Origin of the sequence: Parabacteroides bouchesdurhonensis (assembly GCF_900186615.1) — a bacterium.
In the GTDB taxonomy this organism is placed as follows: Bacteria; Bacteroidota; Bacteroidia; order Bacteroidales; family Tannerellaceae; genus Parabacteroides; species Parabacteroides bouchesdurhonensis.
In genome coordinates, this window is sequence record NZ_LT896588.1 from 470,535 (window position 1) to 491,053 (window position 20,519).

General features: G+C 40.1%; 18 protein-coding genes. 9 read left to right on the forward strand and 9 right to left on the reverse strand.

Going from position 1 to position 20,519, the window contains the following annotated elements; genetic code table 11:
* Positions 1–134 precede the first annotated feature (134 nt).
* The 3 genes from C1721_RS02065 (at position 135) to aroC (ending at position 3,228) form a co-directional block, all read left to right on the forward strand.
* Positions 135–1,310: a MalY/PatB family protein gene (locus C1721_RS02065; RefSeq protein ID WP_102406720.1), complete on the forward strand. Its 1,176-nt coding sequence runs from the start codon at positions 135–137 to the stop codon at positions 1,308–1,310.
* Positions 1,311–1,490: 180 nt separating this feature from the next.
* Positions 1,491–2,054, forward strand: a complete 564-nt coding sequence (locus tag C1721_RS02070; RefSeq protein WP_102406722.1) for an FKBP-type peptidyl-prolyl cis-trans isomerase — start codon at positions 1,491–1,493, stop codon at positions 2,052–2,054.
* A gap of 97 nt (positions 2,055–2,151) precedes the next feature.
* A complete protein-coding gene (aroC, locus tag C1721_RS02075) occupies positions 2,152–3,228 on the forward strand; it encodes a chorismate synthase (RefSeq protein WP_102406725.1) in 1,077 nt (358 codons plus the stop codon).
* A 173-nt stretch (positions 3,229–3,401) separates the two neighbouring features.
* On the opposite strand, the gene rlmH is transcribed toward aroC, so the two are convergent.
* Positions 3,402–3,875: a 23S rRNA (pseudouridine(1915)-N(3))-methyltransferase RlmH gene (gene rlmH / locus C1721_RS02080; RefSeq protein WP_102406727.1), complete on the reverse strand. Its 474-nt coding sequence runs from the start codon at positions 3,873–3,875 to the stop codon at positions 3,402–3,404.
* 88 nt (positions 3,876–3,963) lie between these two features.
* On the opposite strand from rlmH, the gene C1721_RS02085 reads away from it, so the two are divergent.
* Positions 3,964–4,335, forward strand: a complete 372-nt coding sequence (locus C1721_RS02085) for a DUF4783 domain-containing protein (RefSeq protein ID WP_102406729.1) — start codon at positions 3,964–3,966, stop codon at positions 4,333–4,335.
* Between the two features lies 1 nt (position 4,336).
* The gene (gene nadC, locus C1721_RS02090) at positions 4,337–5,176 is read left to right on the forward strand and encodes a carboxylating nicotinate-nucleotide diphosphorylase (RefSeq protein ID WP_102406732.1); all 840 of its coding nucleotides are present in this window, start codon (positions 4,337–4,339) and stop codon (positions 5,174–5,176) included.
* A 154-nt stretch (positions 5,177–5,330) separates the two neighbouring features.
* Here nadC and C1721_RS02095 read toward each other — a convergent pair whose 3' ends face one another.
* Complete coding sequence (locus tag C1721_RS02095) at positions 5,331–5,906, reverse strand: acyltransferase (RefSeq protein ID WP_102406734.1); 576 nt, start codon at positions 5,904–5,906, stop codon at positions 5,331–5,333.
* A 10-nt stretch (positions 5,907–5,916) separates the two neighbouring features.
* On the reverse strand, positions 5,917–6,621 hold the full coding sequence (locus tag C1721_RS02100) for an SAM-dependent methyltransferase (protein ID WP_102406736.1): 705 nt from the start codon (positions 6,619–6,621) through the stop codon (positions 5,917–5,919).
* 52 nt (positions 6,622–6,673) lie between these two features.
* Here C1721_RS02100 and C1721_RS02105 point away from each other — a divergent pair, with 52 nt between their 5' ends.
* The gene (locus tag C1721_RS02105; RefSeq protein WP_102406739.1) at positions 6,674–8,062 is read left to right on the forward strand and encodes a methyltransferase RsmF C-terminal domain-like protein; all 1,389 of its coding nucleotides are present in this window, start codon (positions 6,674–6,676) and stop codon (positions 8,060–8,062) included.
* 58 nt (positions 8,063–8,120) lie between these two features.
* On the opposite strand, the gene C1721_RS02110 is transcribed toward C1721_RS02105, so the two are convergent.
* The gene (locus tag C1721_RS02110; RefSeq protein WP_102406741.1) at positions 8,121–10,193 is read right to left on the reverse strand and encodes an RNA degradosome polyphosphate kinase; all 2,073 of its coding nucleotides are present in this window, start codon (positions 10,191–10,193) and stop codon (positions 8,121–8,123) included.
* Positions 10,194–10,251: 58 nt separating this feature from the next.
* Between C1721_RS02110 and C1721_RS02115 the strand changes: the two genes are divergently transcribed.
* Positions 10,252–10,746: a metallophosphoesterase family protein gene (locus C1721_RS02115; protein WP_102406743.1), complete on the forward strand. Its 495-nt coding sequence runs from the start codon at positions 10,252–10,254 to the stop codon at positions 10,744–10,746.
* A 15-nt stretch (positions 10,747–10,761) separates the two neighbouring features.
* On the opposite strand, the gene C1721_RS02120 is transcribed toward C1721_RS02115, so the two are convergent.
* The 3 genes from C1721_RS02120 to C1721_RS02130 are packed head-to-tail and all read right to left on the reverse strand — an operon-like array spanning position 10,762 to position 14,966.
* Positions 10,762–11,889, reverse strand: coding sequence for an NUDIX hydrolase (locus tag C1721_RS02120; protein ID WP_102406746.1), 1,128 nt, complete (start codon positions 11,887–11,889; stop codon positions 10,762–10,764).
* A gap of 57 nt (positions 11,890–11,946) precedes the next feature.
* A complete protein-coding gene (gene lipA / locus C1721_RS02125; RefSeq protein WP_102406748.1) occupies positions 11,947–12,792 on the reverse strand; it encodes a lipoyl synthase in 846 nt (281 codons plus the stop codon).
* Positions 12,792–14,966 (reverse strand): S9 family peptidase, encoded by a 2,175-nt coding sequence (locus tag C1721_RS02130; protein ID WP_102406750.1) that lies wholly within the window; start codon positions 14,964–14,966, stop codon positions 12,792–12,794. Before C1721_RS02130 ends, lipA begins: the two co-directional genes overlap by 1 nt.
* Before the next feature lie 81 nt (positions 14,967–15,047).
* Here C1721_RS02130 and mnmL point away from each other — a divergent pair, with 81 nt between their 5' ends.
* The gene (gene mnmL / locus C1721_RS02135) at positions 15,048–15,983 is read left to right on the forward strand and encodes a tRNA modification radical SAM protein MnmL/YtqA (protein WP_102406752.1); all 936 of its coding nucleotides are present in this window, start codon (positions 15,048–15,050) and stop codon (positions 15,981–15,983) included.
* Here mnmL and C1721_RS02140 read toward each other — a convergent pair.
* Complete coding sequence (locus tag C1721_RS02140; protein ID WP_102406754.1) at positions 15,964–16,461, reverse strand: DUF4251 domain-containing protein; 498 nt, start codon at positions 16,459–16,461, stop codon at positions 15,964–15,966. The two genes, mnmL and C1721_RS02140, sit on opposite strands and share 20 nt — an antisense overlap.
* Before the next feature lie 467 nt (positions 16,462–16,928).
* Here C1721_RS02140 and C1721_RS02145 point away from each other — a divergent pair, with 467 nt between their 5' ends.
* Positions 16,929–19,619, forward strand: coding sequence for a calcium-translocating P-type ATPase, PMCA-type (locus tag C1721_RS02145; RefSeq protein WP_102406755.1), 2,691 nt, complete (start codon positions 16,929–16,931; stop codon positions 19,617–19,619).
* 44 nt (positions 19,620–19,663) lie between these two features.
* Here C1721_RS02145 and C1721_RS02150 read toward each other — a convergent pair whose 3' ends face one another.
* On the reverse strand, positions 19,664–20,518 hold the full coding sequence (locus C1721_RS02150) for a F0F1 ATP synthase subunit gamma (protein ID WP_102406757.1): 855 nt from the start codon (positions 20,516–20,518) through the stop codon (positions 19,664–19,666).
* Between the last annotated feature and the right edge of the window lies 1 nt (position 20,519).

Below are 20,519 nucleotides of genomic sequence, written 5' to 3' on the forward strand. Positions count from 1 at the left end.
AATAAAGCATCATCCGACAGACACGAATATACAATATGTGTAAAAAATATTAAGCAGATAAAACATTATCAAGAATTTGTATCTTTGCCCCGTTTACGGACAGATACAGAATAAACAGACAGAATTAAGGATAAATGAAACATTACAACTTTGACGAAGTCATTGAACGCCACGGAACAAATTGTATCAAATTTGACCAATTAAAAGAGCGTTTCGGCAGTGAGAATTTAACACCTTTATGGGTTGCGGATATGGATTTCCGCACCCCCGACTTCATTGTGGAAGCCATCAAGAAACGTTGCGAGCACGAAATATTCGGTTACACATACGGTTCAGATGCTTATTACGAAAGCATTATCAACTGGGTACATTATAAATACAACTGGAAAATCCAAAAGGAATGGATCAGCTATATTCCGGGAATCGTAAAAGGAATAGCTTTCTCCCTGCAATGTTTCACCCAGCCGGGAGATAAAGTGATTATACAACCTCCGGTATATCATCCGTTCCGCATTGTACCTGAAAGCATGAAACGGGAAGTAGTTTACAACCCGTTAAAGCTAACAAATGGCAGCTATGAAATGGATTTTGAACATTTAGAATCTATCATCGACAACAAATGCAAACTGCTTATCCTGTGTAATCCTCATAATCCGGGAGGTATCGTATGGAAAAAAGAGACGTTAATAGAGCTGGCTGAAATATGCGCCAAACATCACATTCTTGTTATCTCCGACGAGATCCATGCGGAAATGGCTTATCCCCAATACCGGCATTATCCATTTGCTTCGGTATCCGACACTGCCGCTTCATGCAGCATTACTTTTATGGCTCCCAGCAAAACCTTTAATATTGCAGGTATCGTTACCTCATACGCCATCGTACCGGACGAACATATACGGAAAGTATTTTATTCCTTCCTCGAAGCCGGAGAATTCGGAGACGGAACAATCTTCGCCTATGAAGCAACCACCGCCGCATACACCTACGGCGCGGAATGGCTACAACAAATGCGTATGTACATCATGGAAAATGTCCGGTTTGTAGACGATTTCATCAAAACCAACCTGCCTCAAATAAAAGTATATATGCCGCAAGCCTCTTTCCTTGTGTGGTTAGATTGCAAAGATTTGAAACTTAGTCAGGAGGAACTGGTCGATTTATTTACCAACAAAGCAGGTTTAGCTTTAAACGACGGTAGCATATTCGGCCCGGGCGGAGAAGGACACATGCGCCTGAATATCGGTTGCCCCCGTTTTGTCTTGGTTTCAGCACTTGAGGCATTAAAGAAAGCTATCAATAAAAAATAAGATATTCAATCTCACAACAATAAGCAGACATTTATAATCACATATTTCATTCAGGCCGGTAAAAGCAAGTATATTTCGCCTTAAAACATTACATATCTTTATTTTTCAAAGATTAAGATGCAGAATCGGAAATTATACGTAAATTTGTCATCGTTTTATTTATTATAAATCCAATTACAAATGAAAATTACAGCAAACAAGTTCGTTGCAGTTACTTACGACTTAAACGTCGGCGAAGGCGAAGAACGCGAACTAATGGAAAGAGCTACAGCTGAAGTTCCATTGAAGTTTATTTACGGAACAGGCATGATGCTCCCCGCTTTCGAAGATGCTTTGAAAGGATTGGAAGTAGGTGACAGCTTCAACTTCTCTATAGCTCCGGCCAATGCATACGGTGAATATGTAGAAGAACACGTAATAGATCTTCCTAAAAACATCTTTGAGGTAGAAGGTAAATTCGACGCCGAGATGATTAAAGAAGGCAATACCGTTCCAATGATGGATTCCAATGGTAACCGCATGAACGGTTCTGTACTGGAAATAAAAGAAGATATCGTTGTGATGGACTTTAATCACCCATTGGCAGGCGAAACCCTTCATTTCAACGGAAAAGTTATTGACGTACACGAAGCGACTGCGGAAGAAATTGCAGCAATGACAGCCTCGGCAGACGGATGTGGATGTGGCTGTGACGACTGCGGAGAGCACGGTCACGACAGTTGCGGTTGCGGTGGTTGCCACTAATAATTAGAGAATTAGTTTATAATAGAATGGTTAATAGTTAATTGGCACACCAACAATTAGCTGTTAACCATTTTCATTTTATAACAACACAAAGCTTATGTTTAACACCTTTGGAAATATATACAGATTAACGTCGTTCGGCGAATCGCATGGCCCGGGAATAGGCGGTGTAATAGATGGCTGTCCTGCCGGGATAGAACTGGATACCGAATTTATCCAACAGGAACTGAATCGGCGTAAGCCTGGCCAGTCTCGCATAACAACCCCACGCAAAGAAGACGATGAAGTGCAATTCCTTTCCGGGATATATGAAGGAAAAACAACAGGAACTCCAATCGGATTCATCATCTGGAATAAAAACCAACACTCATCCGATTACGATAACATGAAGACCGTATATCGCCCGTCACATGCCGATTACACCTACGAAACCAAATACGGTATCCGTGATCCGCGTGGAGGAGGACGTTCGTCTGCTCGTGAAACCATCGCGCGTTGCGTTGCCGGAGCGATTGCAAAACTAGCGTTGAGGCAGTACGGTATTCAGATACAAGCTTACACTTCGCAGGTAGGTTCTATTAAACTGGAAGGTACGTATAAGGAATACGATCTGAGCCTGACGGAAAAGAGTGCCGTGCGTTGTCCCGATCCGGACAAGGCTGCAGAAATGGAAACGCTTATCGCAGAAGTGAAATCAAAAGGCGACACAATCGGCGGAGTTATCACCTGCGTAGCAAAAGGTGTACCGGTAGGACTTGGAGAACCTGTTTTTGGAAAACTGCATGCAGCTTTGGGACATGCAATGCTCACTATTAACGCCGTAAAAGGCTTTGAGTATGGCGATGGATTCGAAGCCGCTTTTTATAGAGGTTCCGAGCGAAACGACCGCTTCTATAATGATAACGGCCACATCAACACCCGGACAAACCATTCGGGAGGTATACAAGGAGGCATTTCAAACGGACAGGATATTTACTTCCGTGTTGCATTCAAATCTGTGGCAACCATATTAATGGAGCAGGAAACCGTAACAAAGGAATGCGAAGACACGATATTAAAAGCCCGCGGGCGTCATGATCCGTGCGTACTTCCACGTGCAGTTCCAATAGTAGAATCAATGGCTGCAATGACATTACTGGACTATGTATTATTGCAAAAGACGCATCATTTTTAAATCAAATACGGCAACTTTTATTCCTTTCATGCCGAACAACTAAATAAATCACAAGAGTGATCCACATAGATCACCCTTGTGATCCAAACAGTTCACGGCTGTGATTTATATAGATCACAAGTGTGATCTAATTACTTTCTCCTTATTCCTTCATTAAAAATACATCATCCGGCTTACTCATGATGATAAGGTTCATTATTAAGAATCGTCATTGCCCTGTAAATCTGTTCGATAAAAATCAGCCGGATCATCTGATGTGAAAAGGTCATTTTACTCAAAGAAATCTTTTCCGATGCTATCTTATAAACAGCTTCGCTAAATCCATAAGGGCCTCCAACAACGAACACCAGTCGTTTAGGAACCGTATGCATCTTCTTTTCAAGGTAAGCAGAAAATTGCATAGAAGTAAACTCTTTCCCTTTTTCATCCAATAAAACCGGATAATCACCCGGCTGAAGAGCTTTCAGGATTAATTCGCCTTCTTTCTCTTTCTGCTGATACTCAGACAGGTTCTTTACGTTCTTTATATCCGGAATTACTTCCATCTCAAAAGGAATATAATGTACCAAACGACTTTTATACTCGTTGATAGCTTCAACAAAATAGCCGGCATCCGTCTTGCCTATTACAATAAGAGCAATCTTCATCAACTTACAATTAACACATTTAGAGGGGCTAAATTACAAGAAAAATACATACCTTTGTGCTCAGGTATTCACAAAAAACAAGAAAGCTATGAAACGATTTTTACTCATGCTGACCTTGATAATCTCCGCACTGAGCCTTCAAGCAGCCGATATAACGAATATATCCAGTGCTTTCAAAGGAGGAAATGCCTCATCCCTTACCCCTTTTATGGACAAAGAGGTAGATATGGCCTTACCTAAATCGACAAAGAAATGTAACGGAAGCGAAGCCGTTACGATGTTGAACACATTTTTCAGCACAAACAAACCGTCCGGATTTACAATAGTTCACCATGCCGACAAGAAAGAAAGCGGCTTCTTTGTTGGCAAACTGCCTACTGCAACAGGTGAATATCGGGTAAATATTACGTACCGTTCGGAAGGCGACAAAGCGATTATACAATCAATCAGAATAGAATAAGATGGATCAATTAATTGACGAACTAATTAAATTATCTTTCGCCGAAGATATTGGCGATGGCGATCATACAACTTTATGCTGCATCCCTGAAACTGCAATGGGAAAAAGCCAGCTTATCATTAAAGAAGATGGTGTACTTGCCGGCGTGGAAATGGCCAAACGTATTTTTCACGACTTCGATCCGGAATTGAAAATGACCATCTATATTAAAGACGGAACAGAAGTAAAAAAAGGAGATATTGCATTTATTGTAGAAGGAAAAGTACAGTCTTTACTACAGACTGAACGTTTGGTTTTAAACGTAATGCAGCGCATGAGCGGTATTGCCACTACTACACGCAAATATGTAAAAGCATTGGAAGGAACAAAAACCCGCGTATTAGACACCCGCAAAACCACTCCGGGAATGCGTATGATGGAAAAGGAAGCCGTTAAAATAGGCGGTGGAGTAAACCATCGTATCGGTCTGTTTGATATGATCCTCTTGAAAGATAACCATGTAGACTTTGCCGGAGGCATTGAAAAAGCCATCACCCGGGCACAGAATTATCTAAAAGAAAAAGGAAAGAAGCTGAAAATAGAAATTGAAGTCCGTAACTTTGATGAACTGGAACAAGCAATGAAAGTAGGCGGTATAGACCGTATTATGTTAGATAACTTCAACATCGAAAACACGAAAGAAGCTGTTCGTCGTGTAGCCGGCCGCTATGAACTGGAATCTTCCGGAGGCATTACTTTCGATACATTACGCGACTATGCGGAATGTGGCGTAGATTATATTTCGGTAGGAGCTCTTACCCATTCCGTTAAAAGTTTGGATATGAGTTTGAAGGCTTGCTAAATATTCATTTAAATATCAAGTATAAATGTGTCTGTGTCTTGGCGGGCTCGACCCGCCATCCCATACTAATTGCTGTAATTTTGTTTAGTATGAGGTTGCGGGTCAAGCCCGCAATGACACGCTATGGTGTTGATTATTACTTTTGACACATTTATTATTTAACCCGTTTCACTTTTCCGTCCTGTAGCTGATACTTCTCTCCGCTTTCAGGGCAGAAAGCAATACCTTCTTTATCGAAATCCAAACGATGTCCATATTCACTCACCCAACCAACTTGCTTGGAAGGATTGCCAACGACCAATGCGTAAGGAAGCACATCACCGGTTACCACCGCTCCGGCACCAACCAAAGCATACGCTCCTATTGTATATCCGCAAACAATCGTAGCATTTGCTCCTATTGTTGCTCCTTTACAAACCGTTATTTTCTTATATTGATCCTTGCGGCTTACCGCACTACGAGGGTTCAGTACATTTGTAAATACACAGCTCGGACCTAAAAACACATCATCTTCACAAATAACTCCGGTATAAACAGATACATTATTTTGCACTTTCACATTGTTTCCCAATACAACATCAGGAGATATAACCACATTCTGCCCGATATTGCAATTCTTCCCAATCTTGCATCCCGGCATGATATGGGAAAAATGCCAGATACGCGTTCCTTCGCCAATCGTACAACCGGGATCGATTACTGCTGTTTCGTGTGCTTGATATGTAGCCATGGCATCAAAATTATTTATATATAAGGAATATTGTTGGTTTCTTACTTAAATCGGGAACTTTACCCGCCCAGTCTTTCACCGGACGCGTATGTATATACTCGTCTTCACAAGTTATATCGGAAGCTATACATAATTTAGTAGAAGGACGGCAAGTGCGGATAAATTCCTCCGCCAACTTATTATTACGGTAAGGAGTTTCTATAAACAATTGCGTTTGGTTTTCCGAATAGATACGGCCTTCCAGTTTCTTTATCATATTAGTACGTTCCAAAGCATCAATAGGCAGATACCCATGAAAAGCAAAACTCTGGCCGTTAAAGCCGGACGCCATAACCGACATTAATATGGAAGACGGCCCTACCAAAGGGACTACCGGATAGTTTTTACGCTGGGCAATAGCAACAACATCCGCACCGGGATCGGCTACGGCCGGACAGCCTGCCTCCGAAATAACACCGATATGCTCTCCCTTTGTCAAAGGAGCCAAATAACCTGTTACCTGTTCCGGAGAAGTATGCTTATTCAATTCATAAAAGGTAAGATCATCTATCACAATAGAAGGTTCTACCTTTTTAAGGAAACGACGTGCCGTACGTACGTTCTCCACTATAAAATGCCTTATCTGCAGAATAATATCCCGGTTATATTCCGGTAAGACACGGCGATGGTCCGTTTCTCCCAATGTAACCGGTATAAGGAAAAGAGATGCTTGCATACTGTTAGTTTTCTGCAAATGTAGTACTTTTGCACCAAACAAACAGAATAAGATGGCACTTCCTATAGATTTTATCACTCGTACCCGTAAGCTATTAGGCGAAGAATTTAATGAACTGGAAGCCGCATTGCAGACAGAAGCTCCTGTAAGCATCCGAATCAATGAGAAGAAAGGAGCGTTAGCTCCAATAAACGGTACGCCTGTTGCCTGGAGCCAAAGCGGTTATTATTTGCCGGAACGTTTATCGTTCACTTTCGACCCGTTATTCCATGCCGGAGCTTATTATGTACAGGAAGCGTCCTCCATGTTCATCGAACAAGCCATCAAACAATATGTAAAGACTTCTGTAAAATGTCTGGATTTATGTGCTGCGCCAGGCGGTAAGTCTACGCATCTTCTTAGTCTTTTACCGGAAGGCAGCTTGCTTGTCAGCAATGAAGTGATCCGGAGCCGCAGCAATATATTAGCGGAGAATATTGCTAAATGGGGAAATCCAAACAGCATTGTAATAAACAATGATCCGGAAGAAATCGGCTCTCTTACTCATTTGTTTGACGTCATTATGACGGATGTTCCCTGTTCGGGCGAAGGCATGTTCCGTAAAGATACGGACAGTACCGGAGAATGGAGTATTGCCAATGTCAACCTGTGCGCAAGCCGCAGCCGGCGTATTATTCACGATATATGGAATGCCTTAAAACCAGGAGGTATCCTTATTTATAGCACTTGTACATATAATACGGAAGAAGACGAAGATAATATACATTATATAATAGAAGAACTAGGAGCAGAAGCCTTATCCGTCCCGACTAAAAACGAATGGCAAATAACCGGCGCACTGAAATACAATAATCCGGTCTATCGTTTCTTTCCCCATAAAACGAAAGGTGAAGGATTCTTCCTTGCGGTTCTGCGCAAAGCAGATGGAGACATGGAAGAAATCCGTATCAGGAACAAAAACAAGAAAGAAAAGGGGAAAGCAACGCCAATCATTCCGTCAACGGTAAAAACATTCCTCTCGGATGAAATTTTATTTTCTTCCGAATGGAACGGAAATTTCCTCCGGATGCAACCAAAATCTGTTACGGAAATATATCCGATCCTCAAGGAAAGATTACATCTGTTATCAGCCGGCGTATGTATTGGAGAATTAAAAGGAAAAGATTTCATTCCTTCGCAAGAATTAGCTCTTAGCACAGCTTTAAACGCCAAAGCGTTTCCTTCTGTAGAATTAAACTGGGAAGAGGCGATAAAGTTCCTGAAAAAAGAGACGGTTCTTTTACCGGGAAATATAGAAAAAGGGTACGTATTGGTTACCTACAAGGGTTTTCCCTTAGGATTTGTAAAACACCTGGGCAATCGTACCAATAACCTTTATCCGCAAGAATGGAGAATACGAACCGGTTATTTACCGGAAAGAATAATAACCTATTCCTATTAAATACGAAACTTCATTTATCAAAATATCCATGAAAAAGAAACGTCCATACGCTAACTTACTATGATTTCTTCTTTAAATATTCATATATAGCCAACTGGGCACGGACTTTAACCGGATTATTATCTCTTTTACAGTTATTATGCAAGTTCTCATCTATTTCGCAAGCCTTTACATTATCGCTCAATTGTATCTTCAGGATGTCTATTATTTCTTGTTTTATCTCAGGAACCAATATGGGAAATGCTGTTTCGATCCGGCGATTCAGATTACGACGCATCCAGTCTGCTGATGTCAGAAACAGGTTTTCTTCTCCATCATTATAAAAATACCATACACGGGAATGCTCCAGAAACATATCTACAATACGGGTAACGCGTATATTCTTGCTATATGGCTGGCCTGGAACCAGGCAACAAATGCCTCGCACAATCAAATCTATCTCCACTCCATTCTCACTGGCTTTATATAATTCATTTATCATATTCTGATCATGCAGACCATTCATCTTTAATATGATACGGCCTTTCCGACCCTGCTTTACATGTTCTATTTCCTGCCGGATCATACGGGTTAATTCAGGAACCATATTGAAACGGGCCACCAATAAATGCCGGAAGACCGGTTCTGATATATTTCCTTCCAATATGGCAAAGACATTTTTGATATCTTCTATCATTTCAGACTTGGAAGTCAACAAGGCCATATCAGAATAGATTTTAGCCGTCTTTTCATTGAAATTGCCGGTACTCAGGTAAGCGAAGTCCTTCCGTTTCCCTCCGTCTTCATTATCTTTCCGCAGGATAACTGCGACTTTTGCATGAACTTTAAGTCCGGGAATACTATAAATAATCCGTATGCCGGCTTGTTCCATACGTTCAGCCGTACTCATATTATTCTCTTCATCGAAACGGGCTTTCAACTCCACAAAGACCGTGACTTTCTTTCCGTTTTGTGCAGCACTTACCAATGTATTGATAACAGCAGAGTTCTCGGCTACACGGTATTGAGTAATCTTTATTTCTTCCACCTTGGGATCGAATGCGGCCTCCATCAAGAAACGTATCAGGTAATCAAATGACTGGTATGGAAAATGCAGCAAAACATCTCTCTTCTTTACTACCTTAAAGACCGACTCCATCTCATCCAGGAAGGAAACACGCATAGGAACCGGTATTTGTTGTTCCAGTTCTTTGCCCTTAGGATTAGGCAATTTCACCAAATCCTGTAAGTTCAGATAACGTCCTCCAACCACCAAATCGTCCGGAGTAATACCAAAAGCTTCACAAATAAAAGCCAGAAAGTCATCAGGCATGGCACGGTCATACATAAAACGGCTAAGCGCTCCGATCTTACGTTTCTTCACCTTTTTACGTATGCTTTCTACTATATTCTCATTCTTTTCATCTTCCAGATAGATATCAGCATCCCTTGAAATCTTAATGCTATAGCAACTGTCTATTACGTAGCCGGGGAATATATTGGATAAATTCGCTTTAATTATATCATCTATGAACATAATGAAGAACTTCCCATCGTATGCAGGTAACTCGATGAAGCGTGGAACTTTTGCATAGGGAATTTTCATTAAGGCATAATGATATTCGGGTACATAGTCGGGGTTAGATAAGCGTTTGCTTTTCTTTACCATACGTATCACTAAATAAAGACGACGGTCTCTAATAAAAGTACGGATATCTCCAGCCTGAATCATCACTGGCGACAAGAAAGGGAAAACCTCTTCATTAAAGAAATTATGCACAAATTCTTCATGGAATGGTTCGGGAGTACTGTCTTGATAAAGATATATGTTTTGACGATTCAACTCCGGTAATATCTTATCATAAAAGATACGGTAATATTCCCTTTGTTGTCGGTTTACTTCTTTCGTTATAGCAGCTAAAGTTTCTTCGGCCTCAGCACCGCTTTCTTCCGTATAATTCTTTTTCATAATTACACCTCGGTGTTCGGCTACACGTATCTCATAAAATTCCTCCAGATTGGACGAGTAAATAGAAAGGAATTTAATACGTTCATAGATAGGAAGAGTATCATCCTCCGCTTCCAACAAGACACGATAATTGAACGATAGCCAACTGATATCCCGTTTAAAGTATTTATATGAATTCTCCATAATATTCTTATCTTAGGTCCGTAAATATATATACTTTTGACGGATAAAAGAAATTGTTATGCTTAAAGTTGGACTTCTTTCAGACACGCATGGTTACTGGGATGACAAGTATGCAGAGTACTTTAATGACTGCGATGAAATATGGCATGCCGGGGATATCGGATCAGATATGTTAGCCGCCAGACTTGCCTTACTAAAACCATTCAGAGCCGTGTATGGAAATATCGACGGACAATCAACGCGTTTGCAATATCCAAAGGTAGCCCATTTTAAAGCAGAACAAATGAATATTATGATGACACATATCGGAGGTTATCCCGGACGCTATAATCCGGAAATACGTAAAGAGCTATATGATACACGCCCCAATATGTTTATCGCCGGACATTCACATATATTGAAAGTCGTATTTGATAAGAATCTGAATTGTTTATACATCAATCCGGGGGCAGCAGGAAAAAGCGGGTTTCACCAAGTCCGGACACTCGTTCGTTTTATAATAGAAGGAAAAACCGTCAGAGATCTTGAAGTAATTGAACTAGGACAAAGATAAGAACAAAAGGAGAGTTTATTGCTGTTTCACCGATTTCCCGCAACAAAAGCTCTCCGCTAACAACACGGTGTTTTGCAAATAAGGAAATTCTTTCTCAAAAGCTTCCCCAAAAACGCCTTTACCCAAATTCTCTTCAATTTGTTTGATTGTCCACAATTTCCCTTTTTTACACATCTTCAATTGTTCCTCTTTCCGAAGACAAACTACATAAAGCGAAACAAGGTGTTTCGCTTTAGAATTCTCAAATGTGTATCGGATTAAGAAACGAGGAGTCACTCCCGGTTCTCTTCCCAAATCACCCAATGTCTCTTTGACAGTATTTTCTATACTATGGCGAAATAACACATAGCTATAAAACGGGTAATCAATAGTACCCGGTGAAATAAAAGCATCTCCACTTCTTTTAGACAAATAAAGCATTCCGTCATAAACAACGGCAATACGCACTACGGGATGACAATATTTCTTAGGTAACATGCGACTTACAGAACGGGCAATACAGCCAATGACTTTTCCATTGTCATTTAGAACAGGCAACCACATTTCTTTTCTCAGGCTTCCACGCATCAACGACAAACGTATCTGTTCGTACGCAATAATAAGGACCCCGATAATCAAACCTACTTCCCGATACAAAATGCGTTCAGCCCGAACACTTTGCATTGAATCAGGAAGAATAGTATATAAAAGAATCACAAAAAGATGTAAAGTATAAATATTTTGTACTATCTGGGCCACAAAATAAGATTCATTCAGTGATGTCCGGAGCATAGTTTTCTTATAGGCTGGTTGCGACGAATTGCGAATCTTCTGTAAAATAGTACGTTTAGAAAAACCTATTACTGCTAAAACCACAACCAGTAAGACCTCTGTAATAAGAGGTGAATAGATGAATAACACCGGCTCAAGCTTCAAACAAAGAAAAACCGAAAAAAGCACAAGTGTTATTGCAGAAGGCAGTAATAAAAATTGATATACCTTATCCTTTATCAAAACCTGAAAAAGAAAAATACATACAAAACAAAAGGTCACACCAATTATAAAGGATAATAAATAAGAAAAATAATTATCCAAAAACATAAATAACAACAGGGGTAAAAGCCCTATTGCCTGGTTATCCAACCTTTTCTTCACTTTATTCATTCATCCCCCTTTTTTCCCTTTATATTAAAACAAGCAACATTCACAAATGTTCATTAGTTAAATATGCTTTTCTGCATGATAAGAAGAACGGACAAGAGGTGCGCTTTCCACCTTTTTAAAGCCTTTTTCCAGCGCTCTTAATCTATAAAATTCAAAGCGTTCAGGGGGAACATATTCAGAAACAGGAATATTCTTTCTCGATGGTTGAAGATACTGTCCTATAGTTAATATGGAGACTCCCGCATTCAATGCGTCATCCATTAATTCACATACCTCCTCGTCTGTTTCTCCCAGCCCTACCATAATACCGGTTTTAGCTATTATTCCACTTTTTGCGATATGAGACAATACTGATAAACTAATATCATATTTAGCGGCACTGCGTACTAACGGAGATATGCGCCGCACAGTTTCCATATTATGAGAAATAATCTCAGGAGAAGCTTTTACAACCTTATCCACCAGTTCCAAACGACCTTGAAAGTCAGGGATCAATACTTCAATCGTAGTTTCGGGATTAACTTCTTTTATTTTAAGGATCGTATTTACCCAGTGCTCCGCTCCTAAATCAGATAAATCATCCCGGTCAACCGAAGTAATTACAGCATGCTTCAATTCCATCAAACGGATACTTTCAGCAACATTTTCCGGTTCTTTTAAGTCTAACGGCAAAGGCTTTCCCGTTTGTGTATTACAGAACTTACACGAACGGGTGCATATATCTCCACCTATCATAAATGTAGCCGTTCCCTTGCTCCAGCATTCACCCATATTAGGACATTTCCCACTGGTACAAATAGTATGTAAGCAATGTGATTCTACTATGTTTTTCGTCTTCGTAAACCGGGCGTTTCCTCCAAGCCGGATTTTTAACCAATCCGGCTTCCTTAAATGTTCTGCCATTACAAATTGTCAAGTAAGTAATTAGACATTTTAGTATATAAATGATAACGTGTATTACCTCCCATTATACTATGATTTCGATCTTTATAAACGTGCATGTCAAATTGCTTTCCGGCCTGTACCAATGCTTCGGCATATTCCATACTTTGCATAAAATGCACATTATCGTCTGCTGTACCATGGATCAGCAGTAATTTTCCTTGTAAATCTTTAACCTTACGAAGAGGGGAAGTAGCAGCATATCCTTCAAAATTTTCTTTTGGAGTACGCATAAAACGTTCCGTATAAACCGAATCATAATATTTCCAGTCGGTAGGAGGCGCTACCGCAATACCAACTTTAAACGTTCCGTCTCCGGTGCTTAATGCCATTAAAGTATTGTATCCGCCGAAGCTCCAACCCCAAATGGCAATACGGTTCTTGTCAATATAAGGAAGTTTCCCTAAGGCTTGAGCGGCCTCTACCTGGTCTTTTGATTCCAATTCTCCCATTCGCAAATAAGTACATTTCCGGAATACTTCTCCACGCGCACCTGTTCCACGACCATCTACACAAACAACAATAATACCTTTATTTGCCAGATACTGTTCCCAGTCAAAGACGTACTGATCAAGTACCTGCTGTGAATTAGGGCCACTATACTGGGTCATCATCACCGGATATTTTCTTGATTCATCAAAGTTAGCCGGTTTCACAATCCACGCATTCAACTCATAACCGGAAGCCGTCTTCACAGTAAAAAACTCCTTTCCGGCAAAAGAATACTCTGCCAATTTATTCTTCAAGGCTGCATTATCCTCCAATACACGTAATACCTTTTTACTCTTCGTATCATTTACCGTAATCTTCGCCGGAGTAGTAGCATTGGAATATGTATTTACGTAATAAGCGAAATTATCACTAAACACTGCATTATTCATGCCGTCTTCCGTAGAGAATTTTGTTTTAACCCCCTTCGCGTCAATCTTATAAACAGAACGTCGTATAGGGCTTTCCTCTGCAGACTGATAATAAACGGCTTTAGTAACTTCATCTATACCCAGGAACTTTGTAACATCCCAATTCCCTGTAGTTACCTGGCGTTGCATAACACCGGTAGGAGAATATAAATAAATATGAGCATACCCGTCCTGTTCACTTACATAGGTAAAACCATTATCCGTAAACTGGATGGAAGTCAGCCATTCGGAATCTACATAGCATTTATTATCATCACGAAGAATCAAACGGAAAACGCCGCTTTTCGGATTAGCGTAATACATATTGAATACATTCTGTTGGCGGTTCAAGGTCATCACAGCCAACTGATCCGGATTCTTTGTAAATACAATACGGGGAATATAGCTGTCTTCTTCAATCGGAACATTCAATGTTTTGATGTCTTTCGTTGCTACACTATAAGAATGAAGCGTTACCTTTGAATTCTTTTGTCCCGCTTTCGGGTATTTATAATTATAATAACCGGGATATAAATCATCACCATATATTTGCATAGAGTATTCAGGTACTTCCGATTCGTCAAAACGAACAAATGCCAGATATTCACTGTCCGGCGACCAAGCCATCAGGTTTACAACAGCAAATTCCTCTTCGTAAACCCAATCAGTAATACCATTCAATATCTTATTCAGTTCACCATCTTTGGTAACCTGCACCTCCGTATCATAATCAAACTTTTTCAACCATATATTATTATCGCGCACATAAGCACACATCCTACCATCCGGCGAAAAGGTAGGAATCATTTGTTTACTCTTCGCTTCGGTAAGAGGTTTCACATAATTACGACGTACATCATAATCATAAACAACGGCTTTCGTAGAGCGCCGATAAATAGGCTCAGTTTCGCGCCATACCAAAATACGGTGTCCTGTGCTATTTATCATATATCCGTCAAAATCATCAAACGAACATTCGCGGGCTGTGCGGGTATTGAATAACGTATCCACCGGCATACCTGTCCGGTAAGAATATTTTATAATCATATTCTTATCCCTGTTCATTGCTGTATAATGTTCTCCATCAGGCAACGAACGCATTTCACCTATGTTAGTAACTTGACGGAACTTTCCGTCTGTTATTTCTTTTAAATCTACTTGTTTACTTCCGTTTTGAGCAAAAACGCTTCCAATCGTTACTAACGAAAGTATAAAACAAAGACCTAATCCTTTCATTGTATTATAGTAGTATTTTAGAATAAGCTGCAAAGTTAGCATAAAAGCAATGAATACGAAGTTTTTATCTATCTTTGCTATGTGAAAAATACTAAACCATATAAAGAATTCGGAGACTTTTTAAAGGATATATTCCCATATAAAGTACAAAAAATATCAATTAATGCCGGATTTACTTGTCCTAACCGTGACGGTTCTAAAGGCTGGGGAGGATGTACATATTGTAATAACCAAACGTTTAGTCCGGAATATTGTGTCCAGGAAAAGAGTGTATCCGAACAATTGGAAGAAGGAATACATTTTTTCTCCCGGAAATATCCGGAGATGAAATATCTTGCATACTTCCAAGCTTATACGAATACGTATGGAGAATTAAAGTCGTTAATAAAAAAATACGAGGAAGCATTAGCTTATCCCGATGTAGCAGGAATCATTATCGGAACTCGCCCGGACTGCATGCCGGACGATCTGCTGAACTATTTTGCCAAATTATCCAAGCAAACGTTCGTAATGATAGAATACGGAGTAGAAAGCACGTCCGACAAGACCTTGCAACGCATCAACCGTGGGCACACCTATGCCGAATCTGAAACGGCAATCCGCAAAACAGCAGATAAAGGTATTTATACAGGAGTGCATTTGATATTAGGTCTGCCGGGAGAAAGCAGGGAAGAGATTTTAAACCATGCAACCATTTTATCCGGCCTTCCTGTAACTACTTTAAAACTTCATCAACTGCAATTGATACGAAATACACGAATGGCTAAAGAATATACCGAACATCCTGAGTTTTTCCATCTGTATTCGGCAGACGAATATATAGAATTAGTCATCGACTTTATGGAAAGATTAAAACCGTCCATTATAGTAGAGAGATTCGTGTCCCAGTCTCCTAAAGAATTACTTATAGCTCCCGATTGGGGATTAAAGAACTTTGAATTTACAGCGAAAGTAAATAAACGCATCGCAGAAAGAGGAACATGGCAGGGAAGGTTATTCACTCCCCTTTCCCAGTAGCAATCTCCCCATAAAATGTAATACTTTGCTTATTTACCGGCACTATACCGATGGTTGCAGAACCATTCGGGAATATCTGTACATTAAATGTATAGTTATCCTCGTTTGCACGTACGTGAAACTTAATACGCGCAACCCCTTTTTTAGTATATGAAAGATCATACTCTTTCACCGGCTCTTTAAAACGCAATCCGTTGCCTCCTCCATAAGGAACAGAATAAGCCTGCCCGAAATAAGGAAGATAAGAGAAAACAGAATCTCCGCGAAGCTCTAATGAATAAGAAGATGTAAGATTAATAGATCTCCCATTCATAGGAATGGCTCTGTTTACATCTATTGTGAACTGTCCGCTATTTACCACTTCTTTCACCTGTAACTCTTTTTGCGCTCTTTTTTCTTTCTTTGTCTGAGCAAAAAGGGACTGCCCTCCAACAAAGAGGACAATCCCCCACAAAAAAAATAACCTAATGTTCTTCATAACCTTAAATACTAAACACAACAACCTTTTTATTAATAAGACACATCTCAAGAGAAAAAGTTCACTCAAAAACCATTAAATTAACTTAAACAGGAGACGATTTTCACATATTCCATAGTGCTTTCCGATTTATACCCGCCCATTATTCTATAAACAAAGCAAAAGAAGTAATATTTTTATCCCGACAAACTAATCGGATCACAACTGTGATCTATACAGATCACCCATGTGATTTGATTGGATCACCTTTGTGATCTATATGAATCACGGCTGTGATCCAATTAGTTTGTGCCTAATTTCGCACTAATTAGTCATTAATACGAGATGAACAGGTTTGCACATTACTACTTCAATCTTATTTGAAGATATAAGCGGAATACTTGGAAAACATTAACTACCGACATTTGTGTATTTCACATAACTTTACGTTATTTGCTTTCAATTTTCTTGAAACAGATTAAAAACGTATGGAAAAAAAACATCAATATCAAGGCTTAACCAAACAAGAAGTAGAAGAAAGCAGACGTATCCATGGAGAGAACATATTAACTCCTCCTCAAAAAACATCTTTGTGGAAACTGTTTTTTGAAAAATTCGATGATCCTATTATAAAAATACTATTGGTAGCCTGGCTGCTATCTATGATTATTGCCGGAGTGCATTGCTGGGGACCGGAAGCAAAAGGTTTCACCGCGTTTTTTGAACCTATCGGAATATTCTTCGCGATTATGCTTGCCAGCTGCGTGGGATTTGCTTTTGAAGTAAAGGCCAATAAAGCTTTCGACATATTGAATACGGTAAACGATGATACGCTTGTAAAAGTAATCAGAGACGGCAATATTTGTCAAGTTCCTAAGAAAGAAGTAGTAGTTGGAGATATTGTTGTATTAGAAACAGGAGAAGAAGTCCCGGCAGACGGTCATCTCATTGAGGCTATTTCTTTACAGATTAACGAATCTACACTGACCGGAGAACCAATCATCAGCAAAACCACCAATGAAGCCGATTTCGATACCGAAGCAACTTATCCGTCTAATGTTGTAATGCGTGGCACTACAGTTGTTGACGGACACGGAATAATGCAAGTAGAAAAAGTAGGAGACGCAACCGGATATGGCAAAGTATATGAAGGCTCTCAGATAGAAAGCGGTGTAGAAACTCCTCTGCAAGTTCAGTTGGCAGGACTAGCCAAAGTAATCAGTAAAGCCGGATATTCTATTGCCGCGCTTACTTTCATTGCTTTATTAGTAAAATTGCTCCTTTCATCTTCGGGTATGCCTATTATGGATTTAATTGCGCATATACTGAATATCTTTATGGTTGCTGTTACATTAATTGTTGTTTCAGTACCCGAAGGGTTGCCTATGAGTGTCACTCTTAGCCTGGCGCTAAGTATGAACCGTATGCTAAAAACAAACAATCTTGTTCGTAAGATGCACGCCTGCGAGACAATGGGAGCTACTACCGTTATTTGTACGGATAAGACCGGCACATTAACGCAAAACCAAATGCAGGTACACGAAACTAAGTTTTATAATTTAAAAGACCAGAGACTGGAAGACGATGAATTAAGCAATCTGATAAAAGAAGGCATATCCGTCAACTCTACGGCATATCTGGATTTCTCGGAAGACAAAGTAAAGACGCTGGGAAATCCTACCGAAGCGGCCTTGCTGTTATGGCTGAACAGCCAACATCAGAATTACCTGGAACTAAGAGAGAACGCGAAGATATTAGACCAACTAACCTTCTCGACAGAGCGTAAATATATGGCCACTATTGTACAATCGCCTTTATTAGGAAAAAAAGTATTATATGTGAAAGGAGCGCCCGAGATTGTACTGACAAACAGCCAACGTGTTGCTATAGACAGAACATACAAACCGGTTGAAGCGTGCAAGGCAGAAATAGAGAAGCAATTGCTGGATTATCAGAATCAGGCAATGCGCACTTTAGGATTTGCCTGCCAAATATTTGAAGAAGGACAAGACATTACCTCCTTTGTAAATGGCAAGCTTCATGCGGCCGACCTTACTTATTTAGGAATCGTAGCTATTTCCGATCCGGTTCGGGCAGATGTCCCTGCTGCTGTTCAGAGCTGTCTGGATGCAGGCATTGACATCAAAATTGTAACCGGAGATACACCGGGTACAGCCAAAGAAATAGGCCGTCAAATCGGGATATGGAAACCCAACGATACAGACCTGAATATTATTACAGGACCTGGATTTGAAGCATTAAGCGACGAAGATGCGCTAAACCGGGTATTGGATCTAAAGATTATGTGCAGGGCACGTCCTACCGACAAGCAACGCCTGGTGCAACTATTACAACAAAAAGAAGCCGTAGTAGCCGTTACCGGAGACGGAACAAACGATGCGCCGGCACTCAAGGCTGCACAAGTAGGTTTATCTATGGGAGACGGAACTTCCGTAGCCAAAGAAGCAAGCGATATTACTATTTTGGATAATTCTTTCAGTAGCATTACACGTGCGGTAATGTGGGGACGTTCTTTATATCGTAATATACAGAAGTTTTTACTCTTCCAGTTAACCATTAACGTAGCAGCCTGTTTAATAGTTCTGTTAGGTTCATTATTGGGCACGGAGTCTCCTTTAACTATTACACAAATGCTTTGGGTAAACCTGATCATGGATACGTTTGCCGCAGGAGCATTAGCCTCTCTCCCGCCTAACGAACGGGTAATGAAAGATAAACCTCGCCGTAACGGGAAGAATGGAGATTTTATTATTACCCGCCCAATGGCCTATAATATTTTCGGCGTAGGTATCTTCTTTGTTATCATTTTAATGGGATTACTTCTATATTTCCATGCGGAAGACGGATTAACTCCGCACGATCTGTCTTGGTTCTTTAGCTTTTTCGTTATGTTACAGTTTTGGAATATGTTCAATGCTAAAGCATTTATGGAAGGTCGTTCTGCTTTTGCAAATCTGGGAAACAGCAAAAGTTTCTTATTAGTAGCTCTGATTATTCTTATCGGGCAATATCTGATTGTTACATTTGGCGGTGAAATGTTCAATGTGATTCCTCTCTCCTGGAAAGACTGGGGAATTATTATAGGTTCCAGCTCTTTTGTTCTGTGGATAGGAGAATTAGCTCGGTTTATCGGTCGATTCAGATCGGTGCATAAATAGTAGTCTGACAAGGTAACATTAACAGGAAAACAACCATAGGAGAGCTAACGCCCTCCTATGATATCCAGCAGCTCATTAGTGATAGCCTGCTGGCGTGATTTATTATATTGCAAAGTTAGTTCTTGAAGTAATTCATTTGCATTGTCACTTGCTGTTTGCATAGCCAGTACACGGGCAGCATGTTCCGATGTAACCGTATCCAGCAAAACGGCATAAATACTAAGGCGTAATACTTTCGGTAATAGTTCATTCAACATTGTTTCAGGAGAAGGTTCAATGATGTAATTATCAGCATCGGTCTCGCTTTCTCCATCTTGAGATAAATTGGCAGGCAGCCAGTCTCGCCATAGAAGTTGTTGTATGGCTGAACTTTTAAAATGATGATAAAGAAGTTCTACTTTATCTACCTCTTCGGATTCAAATAGAGCCATAAGTTCTGTAGCGAGATTAACAGCGCCTTTATAATCAGGTTTATCTATCAGTTGCTGAAAATCTTTTTCTATTATATAGCCTTCCTTTTTCAATGCCTCAGCTACTTTTTTCCCAATCGGATAAAGAAGAACGTCTATCTGTTCTTCTTTGTATTTCTGAATACGGACTGCCAGTTCTTTAATTACATTGGCATTGAAAGTTCCACAAAGTCCGCTATTGGATGAAAAAGCAACGATGGCAACTTTCCGGACAGGGCGTGGCTGCGCAAAAGGCGTTTCCAAGTCTGCGTTTGCTGCCAAAAAGTTATGTAAGATACCACGTAGCTGCTGTTCGTAAGGCAGCAAGTTTTCAATTACACCTTGCGAATGATGAAGTTTGGCGGATGAAACCATCTTCATAGCCGACGTAATCTTTTTCGTACTATTAACAGAAGCGATCCGAATTTTTATCTCTTTTAATGAAGACATG

Bases quoted from the DNA above. Each gene is read 5' to 3' on its own strand.
- C1721_RS02065 (WP_102406720.1), top strand. From the start codon at position 135: ATGAAACATTACAACTTTGACGAAGTCATTGAACGCCACGGAACAAAT.
- C1721_RS02070 (WP_102406722.1), top strand. From the start codon at position 1,491: ATGAAAATTACAGCAAACAAGTTCGTTGCAGTTACTTACGACTTAAAC.
- aroC (WP_102406725.1), top strand. From the start codon at position 2,152: ATGTTTAACACCTTTGGAAATATATACAGATTAACGTCGTTCGGCGAA.
- rlmH (WP_102406727.1), bottom strand. From the start codon at position 3,875: ATGAAGATTGCTCTTATTGTAATAGGCAAGACGGATGCCGGCTATTTT.
- C1721_RS02085 (WP_102406729.1), top strand. From the start codon at position 3,964: ATGAAACGATTTTTACTCATGCTGACCTTGATAATCTCCGCACTGAGC.
- nadC (WP_102406732.1), top strand. From the start codon at position 4,337: ATGGATCAATTAATTGACGAACTAATTAAATTATCTTTCGCCGAAGAT.
- C1721_RS02095 (WP_102406734.1), bottom strand. From the start codon at position 5,906: ATGGCTACATATCAAGCACACGAAACAGCAGTAATCGATCCCGGTTGT.
- C1721_RS02100 (WP_102406736.1), bottom strand. From the start codon at position 6,621: ATGCAAGCATCTCTTTTCCTTATACCGGTTACATTGGGAGAAACGGAC.
- C1721_RS02105 (WP_102406739.1), top strand. From the start codon at position 6,674: ATGGCACTTCCTATAGATTTTATCACTCGTACCCGTAAGCTATTAGGC.
- C1721_RS02110 (WP_102406741.1), bottom strand. From the start codon at position 10,193: ATGGAGAATTCATATAAATACTTTAAACGGGATATCAGTTGGCTATCG.
- C1721_RS02115 (WP_102406743.1), top strand. From the start codon at position 10,252: ATGCTTAAAGTTGGACTTCTTTCAGACACGCATGGTTACTGGGATGAC.
- C1721_RS02120 (WP_102406746.1), bottom strand. From the start codon at position 11,889: ATGAATAAAGTGAAGAAAAGGTTGGATAACCAGGCAATAGGGCTTTTA.
- lipA (WP_102406748.1), bottom strand. From the start codon at position 12,792: ATGGCAGAACATTTAAGGAAGCCGGATTGGTTAAAAATCCGGCTTGGA.
- C1721_RS02130 (WP_102406750.1), bottom strand. From the start codon at position 14,966: ATGAAAGGATTAGGTCTTTGTTTTATACTTTCGTTAGTAACGATTGGA.
- C1721_RS02140 (WP_102406754.1), bottom strand. From the start codon at position 16,461: ATGAAGAACATTAGGTTATTTTTTTTGTGGGGGATTGTCCTCTTTGTT.
- C1721_RS02145 (WP_102406755.1), top strand. From the start codon at position 16,929: ATGGAAAAAAAACATCAATATCAAGGCTTAACCAAACAAGAAGTAGAA.
- C1721_RS02150 (WP_102406757.1), bottom strand. From the start codon at position 20,518: ATGTCTTCATTAAAAGAGATAAAAATTCGGATCGCTTCTGTTAATAGT.